Raw genomic sequence first — 20,430 nt, forward strand, 5'->3', positions numbered from 1 at the left:
CGGAGCCAGGGCCGGGGCGTTGTTGAGCAGGAGATCGGCGGTCAGGCCGCTTGCGGTCGTCTGTCCATACACTTCGGGATTGTTGCGGCTGCCTTTCTTATGCACCCGCAGCGGGCTCCAGAGCAGATCGGCTGCTTCGATCTCTTTTTCATAAACTGTTTCGGGGATATATCCTTCGAAGTGCCGGGATCGGAACCGGTCGGATGCCAGTTGTTGCAATTGTGCTATGATGCCGGCGCCATAGGGGCTGCGGCTGTCGCCAAGGATGACGAGTTCCACCGGGGGCATCGTGGTAGGCCATGACCGGAAGATGGCGATCACGCCTTCATAATCCCGGCGGTTTCCGTCCACCGAGCCGGGGATCACGATGGTGAATGGTTTTGCGTCGGTGGGCCCGGGCATTGGGGGGGCCTGTTCCGGTGGCCGCGATGCCTGTACGGGCGGCCGCGATGCCTGTTCCGGTGGCCGCGATGCATAGAACCGGGAGGGGATAAACATGGCGGTGGCGTCGGGCATCCGCTGCCGGAAATGTGTGGCCATGGCGGGCAGGAAGAAGCTATAGTGTTTTATGCGCCGGTGGAGCAGGGGCTTGGCAACCGACTCGGTCGCGTCGCGCAGGCTGGCGAAGGGGAGGGCGAAATATTCGTTGACCTCATGCACGGTGAGGCTCACCTGCAGCCCATGGCAACTACAAAGCCGGAGGGCAAATAAGAAGATATTGTTATCCAGGGTGCTCAGATGGAGATGGCTGCACCGGTTCCGGCGCAGGAAGCGGAAGAGCGACCTGATAACACTCCGGTTGGATTGGCCGGCGGCCTGTACGACAAACTCGGTTTTGGGCCAGCGGGCGGCGAGGGGGGCGCTTCCCGAGATATTCCGGTAGGAGATGTCCTTGAGAAAGACGCGCACCTGGGGGAAGCGCGTCTCGCACAGATCGAGCAGGGCGGGCAGGTTCTCGTGATGGGTTGTCTCGTAGACCACTATCATCCGCCGGCGGGGACGGGTATCCACCCATAGGGTGATGCCGCCGAGCAGGATGGGCCAGTAGGGAATGCGCATCACCCACCAGTCGGCCAGGACAAAAACGATCGCCAGCACCATCAGCAGCCGGTCGTAGCGGCGGGTGAACAGGCCGAGTACGAAAGTCGCTTCGAACACCACGCCACCGAGATAGAGTCCCTGTGCGACAAGCGGATGATCGATCAGCCAGGCATAGACGCGGCTGATCAAGCTGGTGGGATCGCCGCTGAGCCAGTCGCTATGATGGACCAGCAGGATGCGGCTCATCTCCTCGCCGTTGAAGACGGCGCCCCGGGCGATCTTCCACACCGCGGCGGAGACGAAGACATACAGAAAATAGTAGCGGCATCCCTGCAGGATGGAGTAAAAGCGATCTTCCCGGTTGGTGATAAACGCGAGAGGGATCAGCACATAGAGGATAAAGGGTTCATGATGTACCTGCCAGAAGATATCGGCCAGCAACCAATAAAGCGCGAGGAAGAGAAGGAACAGGATGCCGAGCCCGCGGGAGAATTGCCCTTTTCGCGTCGAATAGAACAGCAGGGGGACGGGCAGAAGGAAGGCCAGGACATCGGCCACGGCAAAACTCCCGGGATGCGCGATCATCCATCCTGGAAGACCTGTGGCGATAACCGCCAGTTCCGTCAGGTCGCGGTTAAAATTGAAGAGGACCGGCTGCACCTGTGAAAGCAGGCGATGATCGAAAAACATCGCGAGAAAGACGGCAACATAGAAGAGGAAATAGACCGTCGGCACCACCCTCCGGTCGCGGGCATAGTGCCCACCCGGGGAGCTACCCATTGATCCAGTTTTCGGATTTGATCAATTGCATCCGGCCGGCGGTCCAGCGGTACACCGCTTTTTCCACACGGACCACCGCAACGGGCCGGCCCAGCAGGCGGCTGAGATAGTTCTTATACCAGGGCAGAAAGGCGCCGGTGTTGTCCAGGTTGGGTTTCAAGGTGTTAAAAAGGGTAGAAAGGCCCACGGTCCGCAGGCCTGCCTGGAGGCGTTCCTTGTCAAAAGCAAAATCATTGGTACTGGCCCGTTTTTCGGCCGCTTCCAGGGGCGTCTGGATCATGTCCCAGCGGTAGATGGAGAAGCCGGCGGGTTGCAGCCACTGGCCATCGACGCTGACCCTGAACACGGTAACGCTGTCCTGCCGCGGGAAAGACTCCGAGAACATCCCGTAATGAACGACAGGAAAAGCCGTGACGGAATGGGCCCAATCGAGGCCGATCTGGAGGATAAAAAAGCCGATGATCCACGTCTTCATACCCCTAATTTATGGACCTATTTGTATAACTTCGCAGCGAATGAAAAATATACGGAATTTTTGCATTATTGCCCATATTGACCACGGAAAGAGCACCCTGGCAGACCGCTTGCTGGAAATGACCAATACCATCTCGGCCAGGGACATGCAGGCCCAGGTTCTGGATGACATGGATCTGGAACGGGAGAAAGGGATTACCATCAAGAGCCACGCGATACAGATCAACTACGCTTCGAAGGGAGAACAATACATTCTGAACCTGATCGATACACCCGGCCATGTCGACTTCAGCTATGAGGTCAGCCGGGCCCTGGCCGCCTGCGAAGGCGCCCTGCTGCTGGTGGATGCCACCCAGGGTATCCAGGCACAGACCATTTCCAACCTCTACCTGGCCATCGAGAATGACCTGGAGATCATCCCCGTTATCAATAAAGTTGATATGGACGGGGCGATGGTCGATGAGGTCAAGGACCAGATTATCGAGCTGATCGGCTGTAAGCCGGAGGACATCCTGCTGGCCAGCGCCAAGACGGGTCTGGGCGTACCGGAGATCATCGATGCCATCGTGGAACGTATCCCGGCGCCGAAGGGCGACCCCGAGGCGCCGCTGCAGGCCCTGATCTTCGACAGCGTATTCAACTCCTTCCGGGGGATCATCGTCTATTACCGGATCCTGAACGGGACGCTGAGGAAGGGCGATAAGGTGAAATTCGTCTCCACCGATCAATCCTATGAGGCGGATGAAGTGGGTGTGCTCAAACTAACGCTGACCCCCAAGGCGGAAGTAAAAGCGGGGGACGTGGGCTATATCATCACCGGGATCAAGAATGCAAAAGAGGTGAAGGTCGGGGATACGCTGACCTCTACAGCCAACCCCACCCAGGAGATGATCAAGGGATTCCAGGAGGTGAAGCCCATGGTCTTCGCGGGTATCTTCCCGGTGGATACCGATGACTTTGAAGAATTGCGCGACTGCATGGACAAGCTGCAGCTGAATGACGCGTCGCTTACATATGAACTGGAGACTTCGCAGGCCCTTGGCTTCGGCTTTCGTTGCGGATTCCTCGGCATGCTCCATATGGAGATCATCCAGGAACGGCTGGAACGGGAGTTTAACCAGACGGTTATTACGACGGTGCCGAACGTAAGTTTTGTCGCCCATACGAACAGGGAGGAAGTGATCATCGTCAACAATCCTTCGGAGATGCCCGATCCGACCCGGATCGATCGCATCGAAGAACCCTATATCCGTGCGCAGATCATTACGAAGCCGGACTATATCGGCAATATCATGACGCTTTGCCTGGGGAAAAGAGGCATCCTGCTGAACCAGTCCTACCTGACGACCACCCGGGTGGAGCTGATCTTCGAGATGCCGCTGACGGAGATCGTCTTCGACTTTTACGACAAGCTGAAGAGTCAAACCCGGGGCTATGCCTCTTTCGATTACCATCCGATCGACCGGCGCGACAGCGATATCGCTAAGATGGATATTCTCCTCAACGGCGACAAAGTGGATGCCCTCAGCGCCCTGATCCACCGGAGCCGGGCAACAGACTTCGGGCGCAAGCTTTGCGAGAAGCTGAAAGAGCTGCTGCCGCGTCAACAGTTTCAGATCGCGATCCAGGCCGCCATCGGCGCGAAGGTCATCGCCCGTGAAACGATCAGCGCCCTGCGGAAGGATGTAACGGCCAAGTGTTATGGCGGGGATATCAGCCGTAAGCGTAAGCTGCTGGAAAAGCAGAAGGAAGGGAAGAAGCGGATGCGGCAGATCGGTAATGTGGAAGTTCCGCAGGAAGCCTTTCTTGCCGTGTTGAAGCTGGACGATTGACAATTATCTCATCTCATATGCGAACTCCCCTCCAGAAGGAAGAAAAGATACTCCTGGTCACTCATAAAAGCTGGACGACCCTGGTCATGCCCGTGTTCGTCGCGCTGCTCGGGATCGCGGTGGCGCTCCTTATCGTCATCAAGGCGGATTCGGCGTGGGGCTGGCTGGCGGCGGTGCTGGGTCTCGGGTATTATTTCTTCCGATATCTCAGCTGGAAGGTGAGTATCTGGGTGGTCACGAATTTCCGGGTCATCGACGAGACGGGGCTGCTGAGCCACTATGCCAAGGAGAGTCCGCTGGATAAGATCAACAATGTCTCTTACGATCAGACGCCGATGGGCCGCCTCTTCAACTTTGGACATGTAGAGATCCAGACGGCCGCCGAAGTCGGCGCTACGGACTATTTCGATGTCCAGCATCCCAAGCGGCTGAAAGATACGATCACGACCGCCCAGGCCGATCATCAGACCTGGCAATATGGTAATCAGGCTGCGCAGATGGCTGCGGCGCTGGACGCGCGGACGGGTCCAACAGCAAAGGCAAACGCTCCCCAGGTGGCTGCGGAACTGGAGAAATTATTTGAATTGAAGATGAAAGGCGCGATAACCGAAGAGGAATTTCTCCGGGCCAAGAACCGCTTGTTGAATCCCTGATCCGGGGAATGGGGGCTAGTTATCCGGCTTCTTCTTTGTTGAATCGGTCTTTTCCGAGCGTTTGTTCTTTTGCGACTGCTCCTGCAGCTGCAATTCATTCGCCTTCCCCTGTTCGTCGAGGATCTTGGCTTCCTGCGGGAACTGCCCATCCTTCAGCTTGAAGTTGAAGAGCTGTCTTTGCACATGCATCCATTTGCCGTCCTTCCACTGAAAGGCTTCGAAGTCGCCGTCGGGGACATAGGTATCCTTTTTCTTCGGCTGGTCGCCTTCGGGGACGAGGTGATCGTATACCACCATATCCATGTCGGGGTCGTAGTTGAACCGGGTGCCTGCTTCTTTTTTGTATTCGATGTTAAACCGGTATTGAGTCGGTCTGCGCACCGAGTCTTCGAGAAAAGAGAAGAACGGTCCGCCGAACCGGGGTTCGCCGTCGGGAGCGAAGGTGAGCACTTCCATCCATTTCTTGTTGCTCAACTGGCTGAAGTCGTCAAAACCCAGCAGTGTATAATAGTTGTGGCCCTGCCATTTCTTCTCGACGATGCGATAGTAGATGGCGCCGATCCAGTTTTTGCGGTTTCTCACCGAGTCCATCGGCCGCTCAGTAAACATCGACGCATCGAACAGCGGGTAAAGTTTTAGCGAACCATCGGCGGTCCTCATCTGGATGGCGCCTTCCTGCAGATACATGTATTCGTCTTTCTTATACTGCCAGGTAAAGATGCGGAAGGTGCTATCGGGGGCATAGAGCCGGGAGATGGTTGCCAGCGAATCGAAGGGATAGTAAAAGGAATTCGGCAGTTTCAGGCTGCGGACCAGGGATCGTATAAACTGGCTGTCGGCGCGAAGCCGTTCCGAGGGGTGTTCTGCGTTGACGATATCAAAGGCATATTTTTTCAGGCTGTCTTCCCGATGCACAAACTCTTTTTCCGCCGCGCCGGACAGGGGCTGTGCCGCGGCAGGCAGGGCCACGCCGACCAAACAGCACATCACCAGGGGGCCGACAATGCAGCACATCACCAGGGACGCAAGAGTGTTATAGGTGAGCCGGGTTATTCGCATATGAGGGCAAAATTACTGATGAAAAGACGCTTCCGCTCTGGCCAAACGGTAAATCCGCGTGAAAATTTCATGCCTAGTGCAAATGTTTTGCAAAATCGGCCAGTGAGTTGAATGCCAGATCGATGGAAGGGTGGGGAAGGGGCTGGTCGGGGTTGGTGGTGGACAGAAAAACGGTATACATCCCGGCATTGCGGCCAAATTCCATATCGCTGAGATTGTTGCCGACCATCACGCTGCGGGTCAGGTCGATCCCCGGGAGATCCTGTTGGGCTGCGAGGGCCATCCCGGGCTGCGGTTTCCGCAGGGGGTGGGCGTTGTCCAGCGAGTCGGCGTAGTAAATGCGCGAGATGCGGCCACCGGCCAACTCTATCGCCGCCGTCATCTTTTCGTGGATATCCCGGAGATCGGCCGCGGTCATCATCCCTTTGCCTACGCCGCGCTGGTTGGTCACCACGACGATATGGCCAAAGACGGCGGCGCAATGCCGCAGGGCTTCCGTCACGCCCTCATAAAAGACGAATTCGCCGTAATGGAAGATATAGCTGTCTTCTTTCTCTACGTTGATGACCCCGTCGCGATCGAGAAAAAGGGTCCAGGAAGCGTCGATATGTTCGAATGGGATCATGCTTTATCAGGGGTTCATTTGCTGAGGTGTAAGATGGTTTCCACCAGGCGGCTCCAGGAATATTTCTCCTTCTCGGAGCGGAGGGCGGGGAGGAAATAGCTTTCTCCCAGCGCGAAAAAACGGAGGATGGCGTCGGCCATCGCCGCCGGCTCGGGTTCGGCTACCAGTCCCACTTTGTCATGCGGCACCAGGGCCGGCAGACCGCCCACGTTGGAGACGATCATCGGCTTCTCGAAATGATAGGCCAGGGGCGTGACGCCGCTTTGCGTGGCGTTGCGATAGGGTTGGATCACGGCATCGGCGGCACAGAGATAGTCGCGCACTTCACCGTCGGGGATGAAATCGGTGCGCAGGATCAGCCTGTCGGCGATGCCCAGGCGGGCGATCAGTTCGTGATAGGGCGCGGCATCTTCATAGAATTCGCCGGCGACGAGCAGCCGGATGCCCAGATCGCCGATGCGTTTGTCGGACATCGCTTCCAGCACGATATCCAGTCCTTTGTACCGGCGGATGAAGCCGAAGAAGAGCAGGACCCGGTCGTTATCGGCGATGGCGACCCCTTTGTCCCGTAGTAACTGCCGGGCTGCTTCGCGGGTTATGGGGGCGCCGAAATTATCATATAGCGGATGGGCGACCTGCTGCGCGGGTCTCACGGGCTGGAACAGCCGGAGATCGCGCATTACCTTTTCGCTCATCGTGATGAAGGCGTTGCAGGCTTTGAGGAAATAGCGCGTGAAGGGTTTGTCACCCGGTCGCTTCTCGTGTGGAATGACATTATCCGTGATCGCCACCACCTTTGTATGCCGGTTCTTGCGCACCTGGCGCAGGATGGTTCCCAGGGCCGGGCCCATCAGCGGGAGCCAGAAGCGGACGACGATGATATCGGGGCGCATTCGTCGCAGTTCGCGGCCCACGGACCACCAGTTGAACGGATTCATCGAGTTGATCCGGGAGTGGATCGTCAATCCTTCCGGGGGAGGATCGGTGCTGTATTGCGTGGTGCCGGGGAAGAGGAACGCGGGGTATTGGAGGGAGAAAGAATAGATGGGGCAGTCGTAGCCTTCGGCGAGGAATTCGCGGGCAAGGCGCTGGTCAAAGGTGGCGAGGCCGCCGCGGAGGGGGTAGGCCGGGCCGATAATGACGACGGAGCCCCTGCCGGGGACGGGGTCCTTGCCGGGGACAGAGGCTGCGCCGGGGACGGAGCCAGTGCCGGGGGCGGAGGCTTTGACGACGGGGCCTTTCATGACGGATCGAGTCCCAGTTTTTGTTCGATGAGGTAGGAGTTCCGGCCGGGTGAATTGCGGGAGATGAGTTCCGCGACGAAACCCGTCAGGAACAGCTGCGATCCCAGCACCATACAGGTCAGCGCGATAAAGAAAGAGGGTTTGTTGGTCAGGGTGAACGTGGATGGGTGGTCCAGCTTCTGGATGATCAGCGAGAGGGCTTCGCCGAAGCCGATCAGGCCGCAGAGAACGCCAAGGGGGCCGAAGAAATGCATCGGCCGTTTGCCGTACTTGCCTACAAAGGTGATCGAAGCCAGGTCGAGCAAGCCTTTCAGCCCCCGGCCCAGGCCGCCGAACTTGGTATAGCCGTATTTTCTTGCCCGGTGTTCCACCACTTTCTCCCCGATCTTGCGGAACCCGGACCATTTGGCGATGACGGGGATATAGCGGTGCATCTCGCCATAGACCTCGATGCTTTTTATCACTTTGTTGCGATAGGCTTTCAGTCCGCAGTTGAAATCATGCAAGGGGATCTTACTCACCTTGGACGTCGTCCAGTTGAAGAATTTGGAGGGCAGGGTCTTTGAAACGGGGTCGTGCCGCTTTTTTTTCCAGCCGCTGACCATGTCATAGCGGTCGTCGAGGATCATCCGGCGCAGTTCGGGGATCTCGTCGGGGCTGTCCTGCATATCGGCGTCCATCGTGATGACGACCTCGCCATGCGCGGCTTTGAAGCCTTCGTTGAGGGCCGCGGACTTGCCGTAGTTGCGCTGGAATTTGATCCCCTTGATATGGGGATTGGCTGCCCGCAGCTGATTGATCACTTCCCAGCTGCGATCGGTGCTGCCGTCGTCGACGAGGATCACTTCATAGGAGAAGCGGTTCTCCTTCATGACCCGGTCGATCCAGCTGCAGAGCTCGGGGAGGGACTCATCCTCGTTGTATACCGGTATGACGATTGATAGTTCCATGCAAGGTTATCCTTTTTGGTCGCGGTTCATCAGTCGCTGGCCGATGACGGCTGCGAACAGTGCCGCGATGGGAAATCCAGCAACAAATTTTAATGCCAGGCCCCAGAGCATGGGCCCCGGGTCGAAGGGATTCGTGTTTTTTTGGTCTGCCAGCGATTTGGCGATCTCATCTTCGGGTACGCCGAAGCGCCGGTAGGTCGCCTCCATCTTTGCCATCACGATGCCGGGAAGTGTGCGGCCGAAGTGGGGATCGATCCATTTTACCAGGATGAGGGTAAAGATGGTCTGTACGGTCAGGGACAGCACGATCACCCCAAAACAAGCCTTCAATGCCTGGCGGAAACCCAGCAAACCACCCCTGCGCTTTTTTTCGGCCAGCGCGGCCACGATGGAAAATACGATGGGAAACACATACATCGAATAGGCCGGGCCGCCGATGAAGGCGAGGGGACCCTCAAGATAAGTCATTATCGTCACTCCGATCATGCCGATGGAGGCCATGCTTCCATAGAGGACGACTACGGGGATCTTTTTCTTAGCCGTCATCTTATTGCCCGGGTTGATTTAGGTGTAGTTGGGTTCCGTTGAGCATGCCCAGCACCTTTCCCTGCAGGGTCTTCCCCAAAAATGGGTTATTCTTCGATTTGGAGAGGCTTTTGGTGAGGAGGGTCGTTCCGGCGGGATCGAAGAAGCTAAGCGCGGCTTCTTTGCCTTCCACGATAGTGGGTTGGTCGAGGCCGAAGATGGCGCGGGGGCCGCTGCTGAGCAGTTCAACCGTGTGGTCCGGTGTCAACCCCGGCAGGGAGGTCCGCAGGGCGGCATAGGCCGTTTCGAGGCCGCTCATTCCCGGTTTGGCATATTCGAATTCCACGATCTTGCTGTCGAACTCATGCGGCTGGTGATGGGTGGCGATGGCGTCGACCACGCCTTCGAGTACGGCTTTGCGCAGCGCCTCTACGGTGATCCCGTCTCGAAGCGGTGGAAAGACCTTCAGGTTGGTATCGTATTCGGTGAGATCGGAGTCGGTAAAGAAGAGGTGGTAGGGGGTGACGGAACAGCTGACGGCGAGGCCCGCTTCCTTTGCGCGGCGGATATATTCCAGGCTTCGCGGGGAGGTGACACCCGTGAAATGGAGGCGGCTTTCGGTATAGCGCGCCAGCTTGATATCCCGGGCAACCATCAGCTCTTCGGCCATCATGGGTTTGCCGGGCAGTCCCAGCCGGGTGGAGATGATGCCTTCGTTGATGAGGCCGTTGGCACCTACGGTCCGGTCATCGGGGATCTGGATGATGACCCCGTCGAATGCTTTTACATATTGCAGCCCTTTGAGGAGCAGTCCGGCGGCTTGTATGGGATGGGTCCCGTCGCTAAAGGCGATGGCGCCGCTTTGCCGCATGTCGTACATCTCGGCGAGGTCTTTTCCTTCGACGCCCTTCGTCATGGCGCCGATGGGCCATATCCTTACGGGGAGGGAAGAGGCTGCGCGGCGGATATATTCCACCTGGGACTTGGAGTCGACTACCGGCCGGGTGTTGGGGAGGACAAAGACGTCGGTGAAGCCCCCTGCTGCCGCGGCGGCTGCGCCTGTGGCGAGGGTTTCCTTGTGTTCATAACCCGGATCGCCGAAATGGGAGAAGATATCCACCCAGCCCGGGGAGACATGCAGGCCCGGATGGCGGACGGTCTGATCCGCGGTTACGGCGAGATCCGGGGCGATGGCCCTGATCCGGCCGTTTTCCACGAGGATATCGCATACTTTTCCGTTGTACGGGGAATGGCGGTCGACGATCGACGCTTTTTCAATGAGAATCTTCATTATCACAGAATTGCGCGAAATTACCGCTTCTTCAGGAATATTCGACAAACAATTTGTCGGAGTAGCACCACATCCATTTCTCGCCCGGCTCGGAGGAGATGATCACGGGATGATTCGACCGATGAAAGTGTTTGGTCATGTGTTTGTGCCGGGAATCGTCACAACAGAGCGTGATCCCGCAGGTCTGGCAGGTGCGCAGGTGGACCCAGTCGCTGCCGATCTTGATACATTCTTCGCAAACGAATTCCTTTGCCAGTTTTAGCTCCGTTATTTCCTTTATGTGGGAGCAACCTTCTTCTTCAGCCGCCATATTGTAAAGTTTATACTTCCGCGAGATATTTGTGTACGAAGCTGATGGCCATCGACCCTTCCCCGACGGCGGAGGCCACCCGGTTCATCGCGCCTGCCCGGACATCGCCCGCGGCAAAGATGCCGGGGCAGCTGGTCTCGAGCAGGAAGGGATCGCGGTCTTGCTTCCAGACCTTTTTAAACTGATCGTAGGTCTTGAGGTCGCGCCCGGTCTCGACAAAGCCCTTTTCGTCCTTGATGATATCGAGGCCGATCCAGTCGGTGAAGGGCTTGGCGCCGATGAAGATAAACAGCGCGTTGGCCTTCTGCGTCGTGGTCTGGCCTGTATCGCATTGCAGGATCGTCAGCTCTTCGAGCCGGCCGGAAGCCCCCTTTGCCTCGGCGATCTCCCTGCGCGTGAGGAGGTGGATGTTCTCGCGTTTGGCGATCTGGTCGATGAGATAGGCGGACATCGTGCTGGAGAGATCGTCCCTGCGGATGACGATGTTGACGTTGGCGGCGAACTTGGACAGGTGCATCGCCGCCTGGCCCGCGGAGTTGCCCCCGCCGACCACGAAGACCTCGCAGTCGCGGAAAGCGGCAGCTTCCGTCATCGCGGCGCCATAATAGATTCCGGCGCCCGTAAAGTCAGGGACGCCCTTGGTATCCAACTTGCGATAGTCCACACCGGTAGTGATGACGATGGCGTGGGTATTTATCTCTTCGCCGGTTTCGAGCATCACCTTTTTATATCCATCCTTCTGGCAGATCTCCCGCACGACGTGCGGCAACAGCACTTCGGCGCCCAGTCTTGTCGCCTGGGTGATGGCCCGGCGTGTCAGTTCCGAGCCGCTAAGGCCGTTGGGGAAGCCGAGATAATTTTCTATCCTTGAACTGGTGCCTGCCTGGCCACCGGGCGAACGCCGTTCGACGAGCAGGGTCTTCAGTCCTTCCGATGCGCCATAGACCGAAGCTGCCAGTCCTGCGGGACCGGCGCCGATGATCACCACATCATAGACGATATTCTTTATACCCGGGGTGAGCCCGATCTTTTGGGCGATCTCGGGGATCCCCGGCGAGCACATACAGCTGCCGTCCTCGAGGAAGAGGGCGGGCAGGTCCTTCAGCTGGATGTTGTTCAGTTTGAGCAGATCGTTTGCGCCCGGGTTCAGCTCCACGTCCTGCCATTGATAGGGGACGAGGTTGCCGGAGAGGAACTCTTTTATCTCGTGGGATTTTGGCGAGAACTGATAGCCGATGACTTTGATCCCTTTGAAGACGGGACGATAGGTGTCCTGCCAGTCGTCCAGCAGTTCGCTAATGACGGGAAAGAGCTTTTCTTCGGGGGGATCCCAGGGTTTCATCAGGTAGTAGTCCAGCTGGACGTTGTTGATCGCCTTTATCGCCGCATCGGTGTCGGAATAGGCGGTGAGCAGTACCCGTTTGGCGTCGGGGAAGAATTCGCGGGCCTTTTGCAGGAAATCCACGCCTTCCATCTCCGGCATCCGCTGATCGGAAATGATCAGGGCGACATTCTCGCCTTTATTCTTGAGGTCGAGGAGGCTCTCCATCGCCTCGTGGACGATGGTGGTGCTGAGGATGCGATAAGTGGTGCGAAAATGCGTCCGCAGGTCACGCGCGAGGGCCCGGAGGACCTGTGGATCGTCGTCTATGGTGAAGATAATAGGTAGTGCCATGGTTGTTTGATCGATCAAAGTTAAGAACTATCCGGCGACCGGCAGGCAGACAATAAATTCCGTGTGGCCCGGAACGCTTGTACATTTTACCGTTCCATGATGCTGGCCGGCGACGATGCGTTGCACCACATCGAGCCCGAGCCCCGTGCCCTTGCCGATATCTTTTGTCGTAAAGAAGGGATCGAAGATGCTCGACCGGATCTCTTCGGGGATGCCGGGGCCGTTATCGATGATGGAGACTCTTGCGTAGGTATGATCCAGTTGGGTCCGGATGGTCAGCCGTCCGCGGCCGTTGATCTCCATCGCGTCGACGGCGTTGTCGATGAGATTTGTCCACACCTGGTTCAGTTCTCCCACGAGGGCCATCACGCCCGGAAGTTTGGGGTCGAATTCCTGAACCACTTCGATGTTCGCTTTTCTCAGCTTATACTGCATCATCGTCAGGGTGCTGTCGATTCCCGTGTGGATATCGATCCGTTCTTTTCCCTTTCCCTGATCCATATGCGTAAAATTCTTTACCGACTGGATCAGATGGAAGATGCGTTTGGAGGCCTCCTGGATATCCTGCACCATGCGTTCGGTGACCAGGTTGGTGTTTATCCAGTTGAGCACGGGGGAAAGATATTCGTCGGGAATATGAGCATGAAAGGCCTCCATGTCATCGCAGGTAAAGGCGTATTCCAGGAAATTCTCGGCGACCTCATCGGAATTTTCGACCTTGTTCTCATCCAGCCAGTCGCGCAACTCGTCCTCCAGTCCGGTACGCTGCACGAGGGTAAGCCGGGGCTTTTCCTTTCGCTGCAGGATCTCGAAGAGCTTGCCGGTGAGGAAGTCGACGTCCTTTGCCTCCATGCGGACGTTGATCACGTCTTTGAAGAGTTCGGGTTCGAGCTGGAGGTGCTGGACCAGGGACTCGGAACCGCGGACGATGGCTGCCGCGGGGTTATTGAGTTCGTGCGCGAGACCTGCCGAGAGTTTGCCGAGGGCCATCATCTTCTCGCTCTGCTGCTGCAGGGAGGTGAAGCTGCGGACCCGGTTGGTCATGATGTGGACAAAGGCTCCTGTCAGCTCGTAGTTCCTGGCGACGAGTTCGCGAAACTTCTCCACCGGCAGGATCATGAAGGTGGCCTCCTGCAGGACTTTGGCGTTGACGTTGACCTTGATGGCGCGGGAGAAGGGCAGGGCCCCGCTGATATCTTTTGGCCCGAAGAGGCTCACCTCGATGATCTCCTGTTTCTGGAGATAGAAGAGTTTGATCCTTCCCGTGACGACGATATAGGCTCCCATGATCGGGTCCCCGATGCGAAAGAGATACTCGCCTTCCGGCACTGTACGGCACTGGCAGTTGTCGATCAGCCATTGCAGCTGGTCGACCGGCACCTCCGCCAGCGCTTCTATCGAATGTAACCAATCCGTTGTTATCGCTTGTGTAATGGTCTCCATACCGGCAATCTGATTTAATGATCAATACGAAAGGATCGCAGAATACGGATTTTCCGACTCCCCGGTCCACGAAAGATTATAGTAATAGTGGTTCCCGTTGACCGGGCAGCCTGTCGCTTTCCCCGTGGAATCCAACCCAAAGATAAGGGTTGTGGTACCGGCAGGGTTGGTCATTGTGGCCTGCCCGCCGGTGAGCTGCCAGCCGCAGCTTTGGCTGATCGTCAGGGGGGTGACGGGTACGAGCACTACGCTGTTGCCAAATCTGTTCCCGCCCCAGTCGGCGACCTGGCCGATGGTGCCTGCCGAGTCCAGCCCGATGGTGGAGATGACCAGTCCGCTGCTGTTTGTGTAGCTGCGTTGCCGGCCGAACTGCCAGCGGGAGAGGGTGCTGTCGTCATAGGTGATGTTGACGTTGACCCCCGCGATGGTATGGACGACGGGGCTTGTGCCACCGGTGGTCAGGCCGGCGAGGGTGCCGCCGCTGACATTGCGGTAGATGAAAGTTCCGTTGAGCCTGAACCGTTTGGTGTCGGCGAGCCGGGTCACGAGGTAGTTGGCGAAGTTTACCGTCACCGAGTCGCCGGGAGTGGTCCAGGAGCTGCCCTGTCTGCTCAGGATCGAGATCGTCCCGGCGCGGCTGTACAGGGCGTTGCAGGTGTTGCCGTTGTAGGTGATGGTGGAGGCCAGGATCGAATCGACGGAGTCGACGAAGAGGCTGAGCGTGCTGCCGCAGACGGATTTTGCGTCGGCGAGGATGCTGTCCACGTCATTGAAAGCGGCGTCCAGTTCGGTAGAGACGCGGATGCCGTCATTGGCCTGGATCTGCAGGGAGGCTATGAAGTTTGGGGTGTTGTTGAAAGGGGCGGTCTTATTCGAACAGGCGAGTAGTAAACCCGCCATCAGGATCACCAATGCAAGACTTTTCATCCTCAAAAATACGTAAAAATAAAACGGCCCCGTTGGGGCCGTTTGCGGGATATTCTGAAAAGAACGTTAATAAGGCATGGTTATCGTGTAGGTCTTGCCGGACTTGCCGGTCCAGGACAGCTGGAAGTAGTAGGCGGCGGCGCCGAGGGGACAGCCGGTCGCCTGACCGGAGGCATCCAGTCCGAACCGGATATCGGTGGTGCCCTGTGCATTGATGAGGGCGGCTTCACCGGCGGTCAACCGCCAGGAGCAGCTTTGGGCGATGGTAAGCCCGGTTTTTATCTGAACGGTGAAGGCGTTGCCGAAACGGTTGAGGCCCCATTCGGAGATCCCCGTCGTCGATCCATCGGCGTGCGTACCGGTCGTCGTCATCACGATGCCCTTGTCATAGGAGTAACTCCGTTGACGGGCCAGGTTCCAGGTCCGCTGGGTACCGTTGTCAAACGTGATGGACATATCGGTGCTGGTGATGGTATGAACGATCGGCGCACTGTTGTTGGCTATCAGGCTGAGCAGGCTGCCGCCGCTGACATCGGTGTAGGTGTGGGTGCCGTTGAGCGTGATGCTCTTGCTATCGAAGGCGCGGGTGATCTTGAGGTTGTTGAACTTCACGGTCACCACCGCGCCGGCATTGGTCCATTTCACGCCCTTTGCAATAGAGACCACGATGGTGCCGGTACGGGACCGGGTCAACTGACAATTTGAGCCGTTATACGTGATGGTAAGTGTCCGGGGATTGTCGACGGTATCGACGGTGACGACGGCGTCACAGATCAGGCTGTTGACGGTATCCTGATTGGCGCCTGTCGTAATCACTCCATAGCGGATGGGCGTGTTTTCGCTGCCGGTGATCGTGGCCTGGCTGGTCATGACGGTATTGACATCGTCGAAGGCTGCATCCGTTTCGTTGGAGACGCGGCTCTCGTCGTCGGATTGCGTTTGCAGATCGGCATCGGAGGGAGTGCTGCCGGTTTCGGTGGTGCTTTTCTTACAGGCGAATAGCAGGACAGCAAGGGAGGTGGCAATCAACAGGGACTGGATCTTTGGCGTGAGCATAAACGTTTTTTTGTAGTAAACGACTCAAATAATATATTATTTTTTAAATGATATAAGAAAGATGTTAATTAATCGTTTTGAACGCTAATGCGTTTCTTCTTATCCGTGATCCTGACCGTTCTCTGTTGCGGTCCGCTTTTTTCCCAACGTCCCCGCCTCTTCACCGAAAGACTCGGCAATCATCCGCAATTTCCTTTTCTGCAATTTGAAAAAGGGATCACGACCCGCGCCCTTTTTCTGAAGGCCGTGAAAGACCCGGAAAGCCGAAGCCGGTACAAAACGGAATTTGCGGTGTTCAACCGACTGCTGCGGGACATTGGTTTTGCAAAAGGGTATAAAGATGTTCGCGCGGACCAGATCGAAAACGTCTTCATCAACCCCGGCACCATCGGTCGTCTGGGTTTCTTCAACAAAGAGAGTAATTATATTTATGTGAAGCTGAACCCGGCGGGGGAGGGGGATGACGGCATTGCGGCGTGGAAGATCACCGGGCCCCACGGAAGGTATATTCATATCCTGCACACCTGCGGCAATGCTTTCTTTATCGATGGGGCCAATATCCCTTGCCCGATCGCCGAAAAGCCCGCGGCCGATACGGTATACAAGCAAGACAGCGCCGGCAGGAAAGACACGGTTTATAAGAAAGATACCGTGTACATTCGGATCGCGGACAGCGGGCGCATCGTTTGTCATAAGAAATGGGAGGTCACGGTTGATGGCGGAGCATCGTTCAATTCTGTTCCCCGCTTTGACAATGTCACGCAGCACAGCCGCACCGACGGCGCCCGGCCCACGGTGGAAGTATCGGTCTCGCGGATCTTCAATCATTGGCTCCAGGCCGGGCTCTTGGCGGCGTATCGCACCCTCGCGTACCAGGACGATCTTTCCGGCGCGGTTCCCCACACCTGGAATGAGGTGTATCCGGCGAAGCCGATGATCCCGCTGCAACTCTTCGGTAAGGCGACCATCGGCGGACCGCTGGGCTGGCAGGCCAACACCTCGCTCTCCGCGGGTTTTGGATGGGTTGCCAGGGGCACGGCCAAAAGCGGGTTCACCGCGGGGCTGAAAATGGGCGTCGCGTATTTCTTCAACTGCCGGTGGGGGCTTGGCGGGTCTTTTGAAGGGCAGTACTTCAGCAATAAACTCTTTGCCCTGCCCATCACGGCGGGGGTGCGCTATCGGTTTTAGCATCACTGCCGCGTTTGGGGGTGCGTTACCGCTTTTAGCGCCGCAGCGCCATAAGGGTTATCCCTAGCCCTGCCCGGGTTTGTTTTCTTTTTGTGATCTTTTTCTTACGTTACTGTTAACTTCAGGGGAGCGCGCAATGCGTCATTTTCGATGCGATACTTTTGCCGGGGAAAAACTAACTACATGAAAAAGATCATCCTGGTGACAAGACTGCTGACCCTCGTTCTCCTCCTTTCTTTATCCGGTTCGCTCTTTGCCCAATCGAGCGGCTCGGCCATCAGCGGCTTCGTTTATGACGAGAGCGGCAAGGCTATCGACGCGGCCACTGTTGCGGTTCGCAATACGGCTACCGGCTTCTCCACGACGACGGTGTCCGACAAGAAAGGGTATTTCTCGCTCCGCGATCTTCCGGTAGGGACGTATAATATCGAGATCTCCGCCGTCGGCACCCAGTCCACGGTGCTGAAGGATAACGTCCTGAACCTCGGCGACCGGCTTGTCCTGCATAAGATCACCCTCAGCAGGAACGCCAGGACGCTGGAAGAAGTGACCGTTCACTCCAACAGCTTTAATAATAGCGTGGACCGCCTTGGTACCGGCACGGCCGTCTCGGGTCGCGCGATCCAGAAGATCCCGCTGACCACGCGCAACTACACCGACCTGGTGGCGCTTTCGCCGCTTGCGAACGGTCAGTCGCTGGCGGGTGCGAAGCAAAGCGGAACGGGTTATATGCTGGACGGTGTCAGCAACCGCCGCGCGCACTTCTCCGGCATCTCGGATGCGCAGTTCTCGATCTCTTCGGAGCTGATCCGGGAATTCGAGGTCTCCACCAATGGCTATGACGTGACCAACGGCCGGGGCAGCGGCGGGGTTGTGAAGGCGATTACCAAGTCGGGGACCAACACGCTCTCCGGATCGGCCTGGGGTTATTATGGCGCCAACTCGCTCGCGGCGAACAAGGATGTCAACGGCAACCACCTCATCAACAACTATAAGATCGGCCAGTACGGCGGTCTGCTTAGCGGACCCATCATTAAGGACAAACTGCACTTCATCGTCGCGTACGATCAGTATAACAACACCATTCCCTTCCGCGCCTACGATTTCAATTTTTCCGGGCCGACCGTGGCCCAGGCGGAGAAAAACCTCGGGATCACCCAGGCCAATCTCAACCAGATTGTCAATATCCTGGAGAGCCCCACCTACGGGTTCCCGAGCACCCGCCAGTATAACGGGACCATCAGCATCCAGCAACGCACGCAGAACGCCTTTGCGAAACTGGACTGGAATATCAACAAGAAGAACCTGCTGACCTTCAAATACAACTACCTCCACTTCGTCGACCCCAACAAACTCAAGGGATCGGGTCTGCTCTCCACGCAGTATACGGGTATCGAGATCGATAACTCAGCGATGCTCGGCCTGCGGACGGAATTCAACTCCCGCGCGACCAACGAGCTGAAGGTCCAGTTCAGCACTTACCGGAAGTTCCTCACCTTCCTCGATAACCATGTTCCGGAAGGCTTTGTCAATGTCAACTCGACCTTCCAGGACGGCTCCACGGGCAATATCACCCTTGCCTTCGGCGATCAGAACTGGGTGCCGGAGCGCGATGCTTCCGACGTGATCCAGGTGATCGACTACTTCCGTTACAAGACGGGTAATATCAACTGGGTATTCGGCACGGACAACAACATCAACCATATTACGGACCGGCTTTCACACGATCAGCAGGGCCAGTTCTATTATGCCAGCATCCAGGACCTGCAGAACAACAACCCCTATCGATTCAACCGCAAGATCGCCCTCGACGGCAGCAACCCCAAGATCAGCGTCCCGCTTATCGAACTGGGCTTCTTTGCGCAGATGGAAACCAACCTCCGCCCCAACCTGAACCTTACCGTCGGGCTGCGTTGGGACGGCCAGATCATCGGCGGCGCACCGACCTACAACCCGTTGTTGCAACAGGAACTGGGCGTGAACACCCATGTCGTGCCGTTTGACGCCAAGAACATCCAGCCCCGCGCCAACCTCATCTGGGATGTCCATGGCGATGGCCGCGACGTCGTCAAGGTGGGCGCCGGCCTCTTTGCTTCCGAGCTGACGACCCAGCCGATCACCTTTGCGCATATCGACAACGGCGTCGACTTCCGCCAGATCAATATCCAAAATAACAATGTGCCCCCGGCCCAATGGGCGGTCTATCAAAAAGACTTCAGCCAGGTGCCCGGTGTTGCTTACTACAACTCGCTTACCACCAAGCAGCCGGCCACGGTGCTGTTGCTTGACAAGCATCTCAAGAACCCGCTTACCTTCAAGACCAGCGTCAGCTACTATCACTACTTCACCAACTGGTTGCGGGTCGGCGCCAACGTCTACTTCGATAACACCTGGGATAACTTCTATCTCTACGACATCAACCTGAAACGCACCCCCGACTTCGTCACCAACGAAGGGCGCGCGGTCTATGTGCCTGCCAGCACGCTCAGCAACACCACTTCGACGAGCTATCTGCCCATCCTGGCCAACTCGCGCATTGCCGCGGACTTCAACCAGGTGCGGTACTTCACCAACACCAGGTGGGCTTCGAAATACTTCGGCGCGATGATCGAGGCTGCCGCGCAGATCGGCCGTGACGGTCAGTTCAGTCTCAGCTATGCCAAGGGCAAGGCCACGGGCACGCCGCCTTATGACAACGGCGACCCCCGCAATGCGAACTTCAGTGTAGGATCCACCTACTGGGATTACCCCTCTTACGGGAAGAACTGGTACAGCGATGGTGATCAGCCCAACAAGCTGGTGGCTCTCTTCCTCAGCCCGACCTTCTACGGCTTCAGCGTCAGCACCTCCTTCCAGGCTTACCAGGCCAACCGCTTCTCGGCCTATGTCAATAAAGACATCATCGGCGAGACCAATGACGGGACCAACCTGGCCTATGTCTTCAACCCCGACGATCCGGCTACGCCGAAGGACATCTCCAACGGCATCAAGAGCCTGCTGGGAAAGACGAGCCCGCAATTCCGCCAGTACCTGATGAACAACTATGGCAAGTTTGCCCCCTACAACGGCGGACTTATGCCCTGGCGCACCCAGTGGAACCTCAGCGCGGCTTATGACCTCAAGTTGGGCGGAACGCATAAACTTACCTTCCGCGCGGATATCTTCAATGTCTTAAATTTGTTGAATTATAAATGGGGTGGTTATACCCAGATCATCAATACGAACCTGTACAATGTTACCGGTTTTGATCAGGCGACCCATTCGTTTACCTATAGCGTGAACCAGAATGCCGGTACGGCGCAGAAAACGGCCAGCTACTATTCCGTGCAGTTCGGTGCCCGCTATTCATTCTAAGAC

The 20,430-nt window shown here is 57.1% G+C and carries 17 protein-coding genes; 4 read left to right on the plus strand and 13 right to left on the minus strand.

The window, feature by feature from the left end; genetic code table 11:
- A partial coding sequence (locus tag VGM48_RS23980; RefSeq protein ID WP_331583344.1) for a hypothetical protein occupies window positions 1-1,821 on the minus strand: 1,821 nt, incomplete at its 3' end.
- Window positions 1,814-2,296, minus strand: a complete 483-nt coding sequence (locus VGM48_RS23985) for a hypothetical protein (RefSeq protein ID WP_331583346.1) — start codon at window positions 2,294-2,296, stop codon at window positions 1,814-1,816. The genes VGM48_RS23980 and VGM48_RS23985, both read right to left, overlap by 8 nt.
- 40 nt (window positions 2,297-2,336) lie before the next feature.
- Here VGM48_RS23985 and lepA point away from each other — a divergent pair, with 40 nt between their 5' ends.
- Both lepA and VGM48_RS23995 read left to right on the plus strand, forming a co-directional pair.
- Window positions 2,337-4,127 (plus strand): translation elongation factor 4, encoded by a 1,791-nt coding sequence (lepA, locus tag VGM48_RS23990; RefSeq protein WP_331583348.1) that lies wholly within the window; start codon window positions 2,337-2,339, stop codon window positions 4,125-4,127.
- A 17-nt stretch (window positions 4,128-4,144) separates the two neighbouring features.
- Window positions 4,145-4,780 (plus strand): PH domain-containing protein, encoded by a 636-nt coding sequence (locus VGM48_RS23995; RefSeq protein WP_331583350.1) that lies wholly within the window; start codon window positions 4,145-4,147, stop codon window positions 4,778-4,780.
- Window positions 4,781-4,795: 15 nt separating this feature from the next.
- Here the strand turns inward: VGM48_RS23995 and VGM48_RS24000 are convergent, their stop codons facing one another.
- From VGM48_RS24000 to VGM48_RS24050, 11 genes are all read right to left on the minus strand, one after another.
- Complete coding sequence (locus tag VGM48_RS24000; RefSeq protein ID WP_331583352.1) at window positions 4,796-5,839, minus strand: hypothetical protein; 1,044 nt, start codon at window positions 5,837-5,839, stop codon at window positions 4,796-4,798.
- Window positions 5,840-5,912: 73 nt separating this feature from the next.
- On the minus strand, window positions 5,913-6,464 hold the full coding sequence (locus VGM48_RS24005) for an HAD-IIIA family hydrolase (protein WP_331583353.1): 552 nt from the start codon (window positions 6,462-6,464) through the stop codon (window positions 5,913-5,915).
- 14 nt (window positions 6,465-6,478) lie between these two features.
- Complete coding sequence (locus VGM48_RS24010) at window positions 6,479-7,708, minus strand: glycosyltransferase (protein ID WP_331583355.1); 1,230 nt, start codon at window positions 7,706-7,708, stop codon at window positions 6,479-6,481.
- On the minus strand, window positions 7,705-8,658 hold the full coding sequence (locus tag VGM48_RS24015) for a glycosyltransferase family 2 protein (RefSeq protein WP_331583357.1): 954 nt from the start codon (window positions 8,656-8,658) through the stop codon (window positions 7,705-7,707). The genes VGM48_RS24010 and VGM48_RS24015 overlap by 4 nt, the downstream gene beginning before the upstream one ends.
- A gap of 6 nt (window positions 8,659-8,664) precedes the next feature.
- Window positions 8,665-9,204, minus strand: a complete 540-nt coding sequence (locus tag VGM48_RS24020) for a DUF4199 domain-containing protein (protein ID WP_331583359.1) — start codon at window positions 9,202-9,204, stop codon at window positions 8,665-8,667.
- A 1-nt stretch (window position 9,205) separates the two neighbouring features.
- Complete coding sequence (locus VGM48_RS24025; protein ID WP_331583361.1) at window positions 9,206-10,474, minus strand: dihydroorotase; 1,269 nt, start codon at window positions 10,472-10,474, stop codon at window positions 9,206-9,208.
- Between the two features lie 31 nt (window positions 10,475-10,505).
- Entirely contained in the window at window positions 10,506-10,784 is a 279-nt protein-coding gene (locus VGM48_RS24030; protein WP_331583363.1) for a UBP-type zinc finger domain-containing protein, read from the minus strand.
- A 10-nt stretch (window positions 10,785-10,794) separates the two neighbouring features.
- Window positions 10,795-12,459 carry an FAD-dependent oxidoreductase gene (locus VGM48_RS24035; protein WP_331583365.1) on the minus strand — a complete coding sequence of 555 codons (1,665 nt, stop codon included), beginning with the start codon at window positions 12,457-12,459 and terminating at the stop codon, window positions 10,795-10,797.
- Between the two features lie 27 nt (window positions 12,460-12,486).
- Window positions 12,487-13,902 carry an ATP-binding protein gene (locus VGM48_RS24040; RefSeq protein WP_331583367.1) on the minus strand — a complete coding sequence of 472 codons (1,416 nt, stop codon included), beginning with the start codon at window positions 13,900-13,902 and terminating at the stop codon, window positions 12,487-12,489.
- 21 nt (window positions 13,903-13,923) lie between these two features.
- Complete coding sequence (locus VGM48_RS24045; RefSeq protein WP_331583369.1) at window positions 13,924-14,829, minus strand: hypothetical protein; 906 nt, start codon at window positions 14,827-14,829, stop codon at window positions 13,924-13,926.
- A 66-nt stretch (window positions 14,830-14,895) separates the two neighbouring features.
- Window positions 14,896-15,885: a hypothetical protein gene (locus tag VGM48_RS24050; RefSeq protein ID WP_331583371.1), complete on the minus strand. Its 990-nt coding sequence runs from the start codon at window positions 15,883-15,885 to the stop codon at window positions 14,896-14,898.
- A gap of 87 nt (window positions 15,886-15,972) precedes the next feature.
- Between VGM48_RS24050 and VGM48_RS24055 the strand changes: the two genes are divergently transcribed.
- Together VGM48_RS24055 and VGM48_RS24060 are read left to right on the plus strand one after the other, a co-directional pair.
- The gene (locus VGM48_RS24055) at window positions 15,973-17,073 is read left to right on the plus strand and encodes a hypothetical protein (protein ID WP_331583373.1); all 1,101 of its coding nucleotides are present in this window, start codon (window positions 15,973-15,975) and stop codon (window positions 17,071-17,073) included.
- A 183-nt stretch (window positions 17,074-17,256) separates the two neighbouring features.
- Window positions 17,257-20,427, plus strand: a complete 3,171-nt coding sequence (locus VGM48_RS24060) for a TonB-dependent receptor (protein WP_331583375.1) — start codon at window positions 17,257-17,259, stop codon at window positions 20,425-20,427.
- Window positions 20,428-20,430 lie beyond the last annotated feature (3 nt).

Source organism: Puia sp. (assembly GCF_036500295.1).
Lineage (GTDB): Bacteria > Bacteroidota > Bacteroidia > Chitinophagales > Chitinophagaceae > Puia.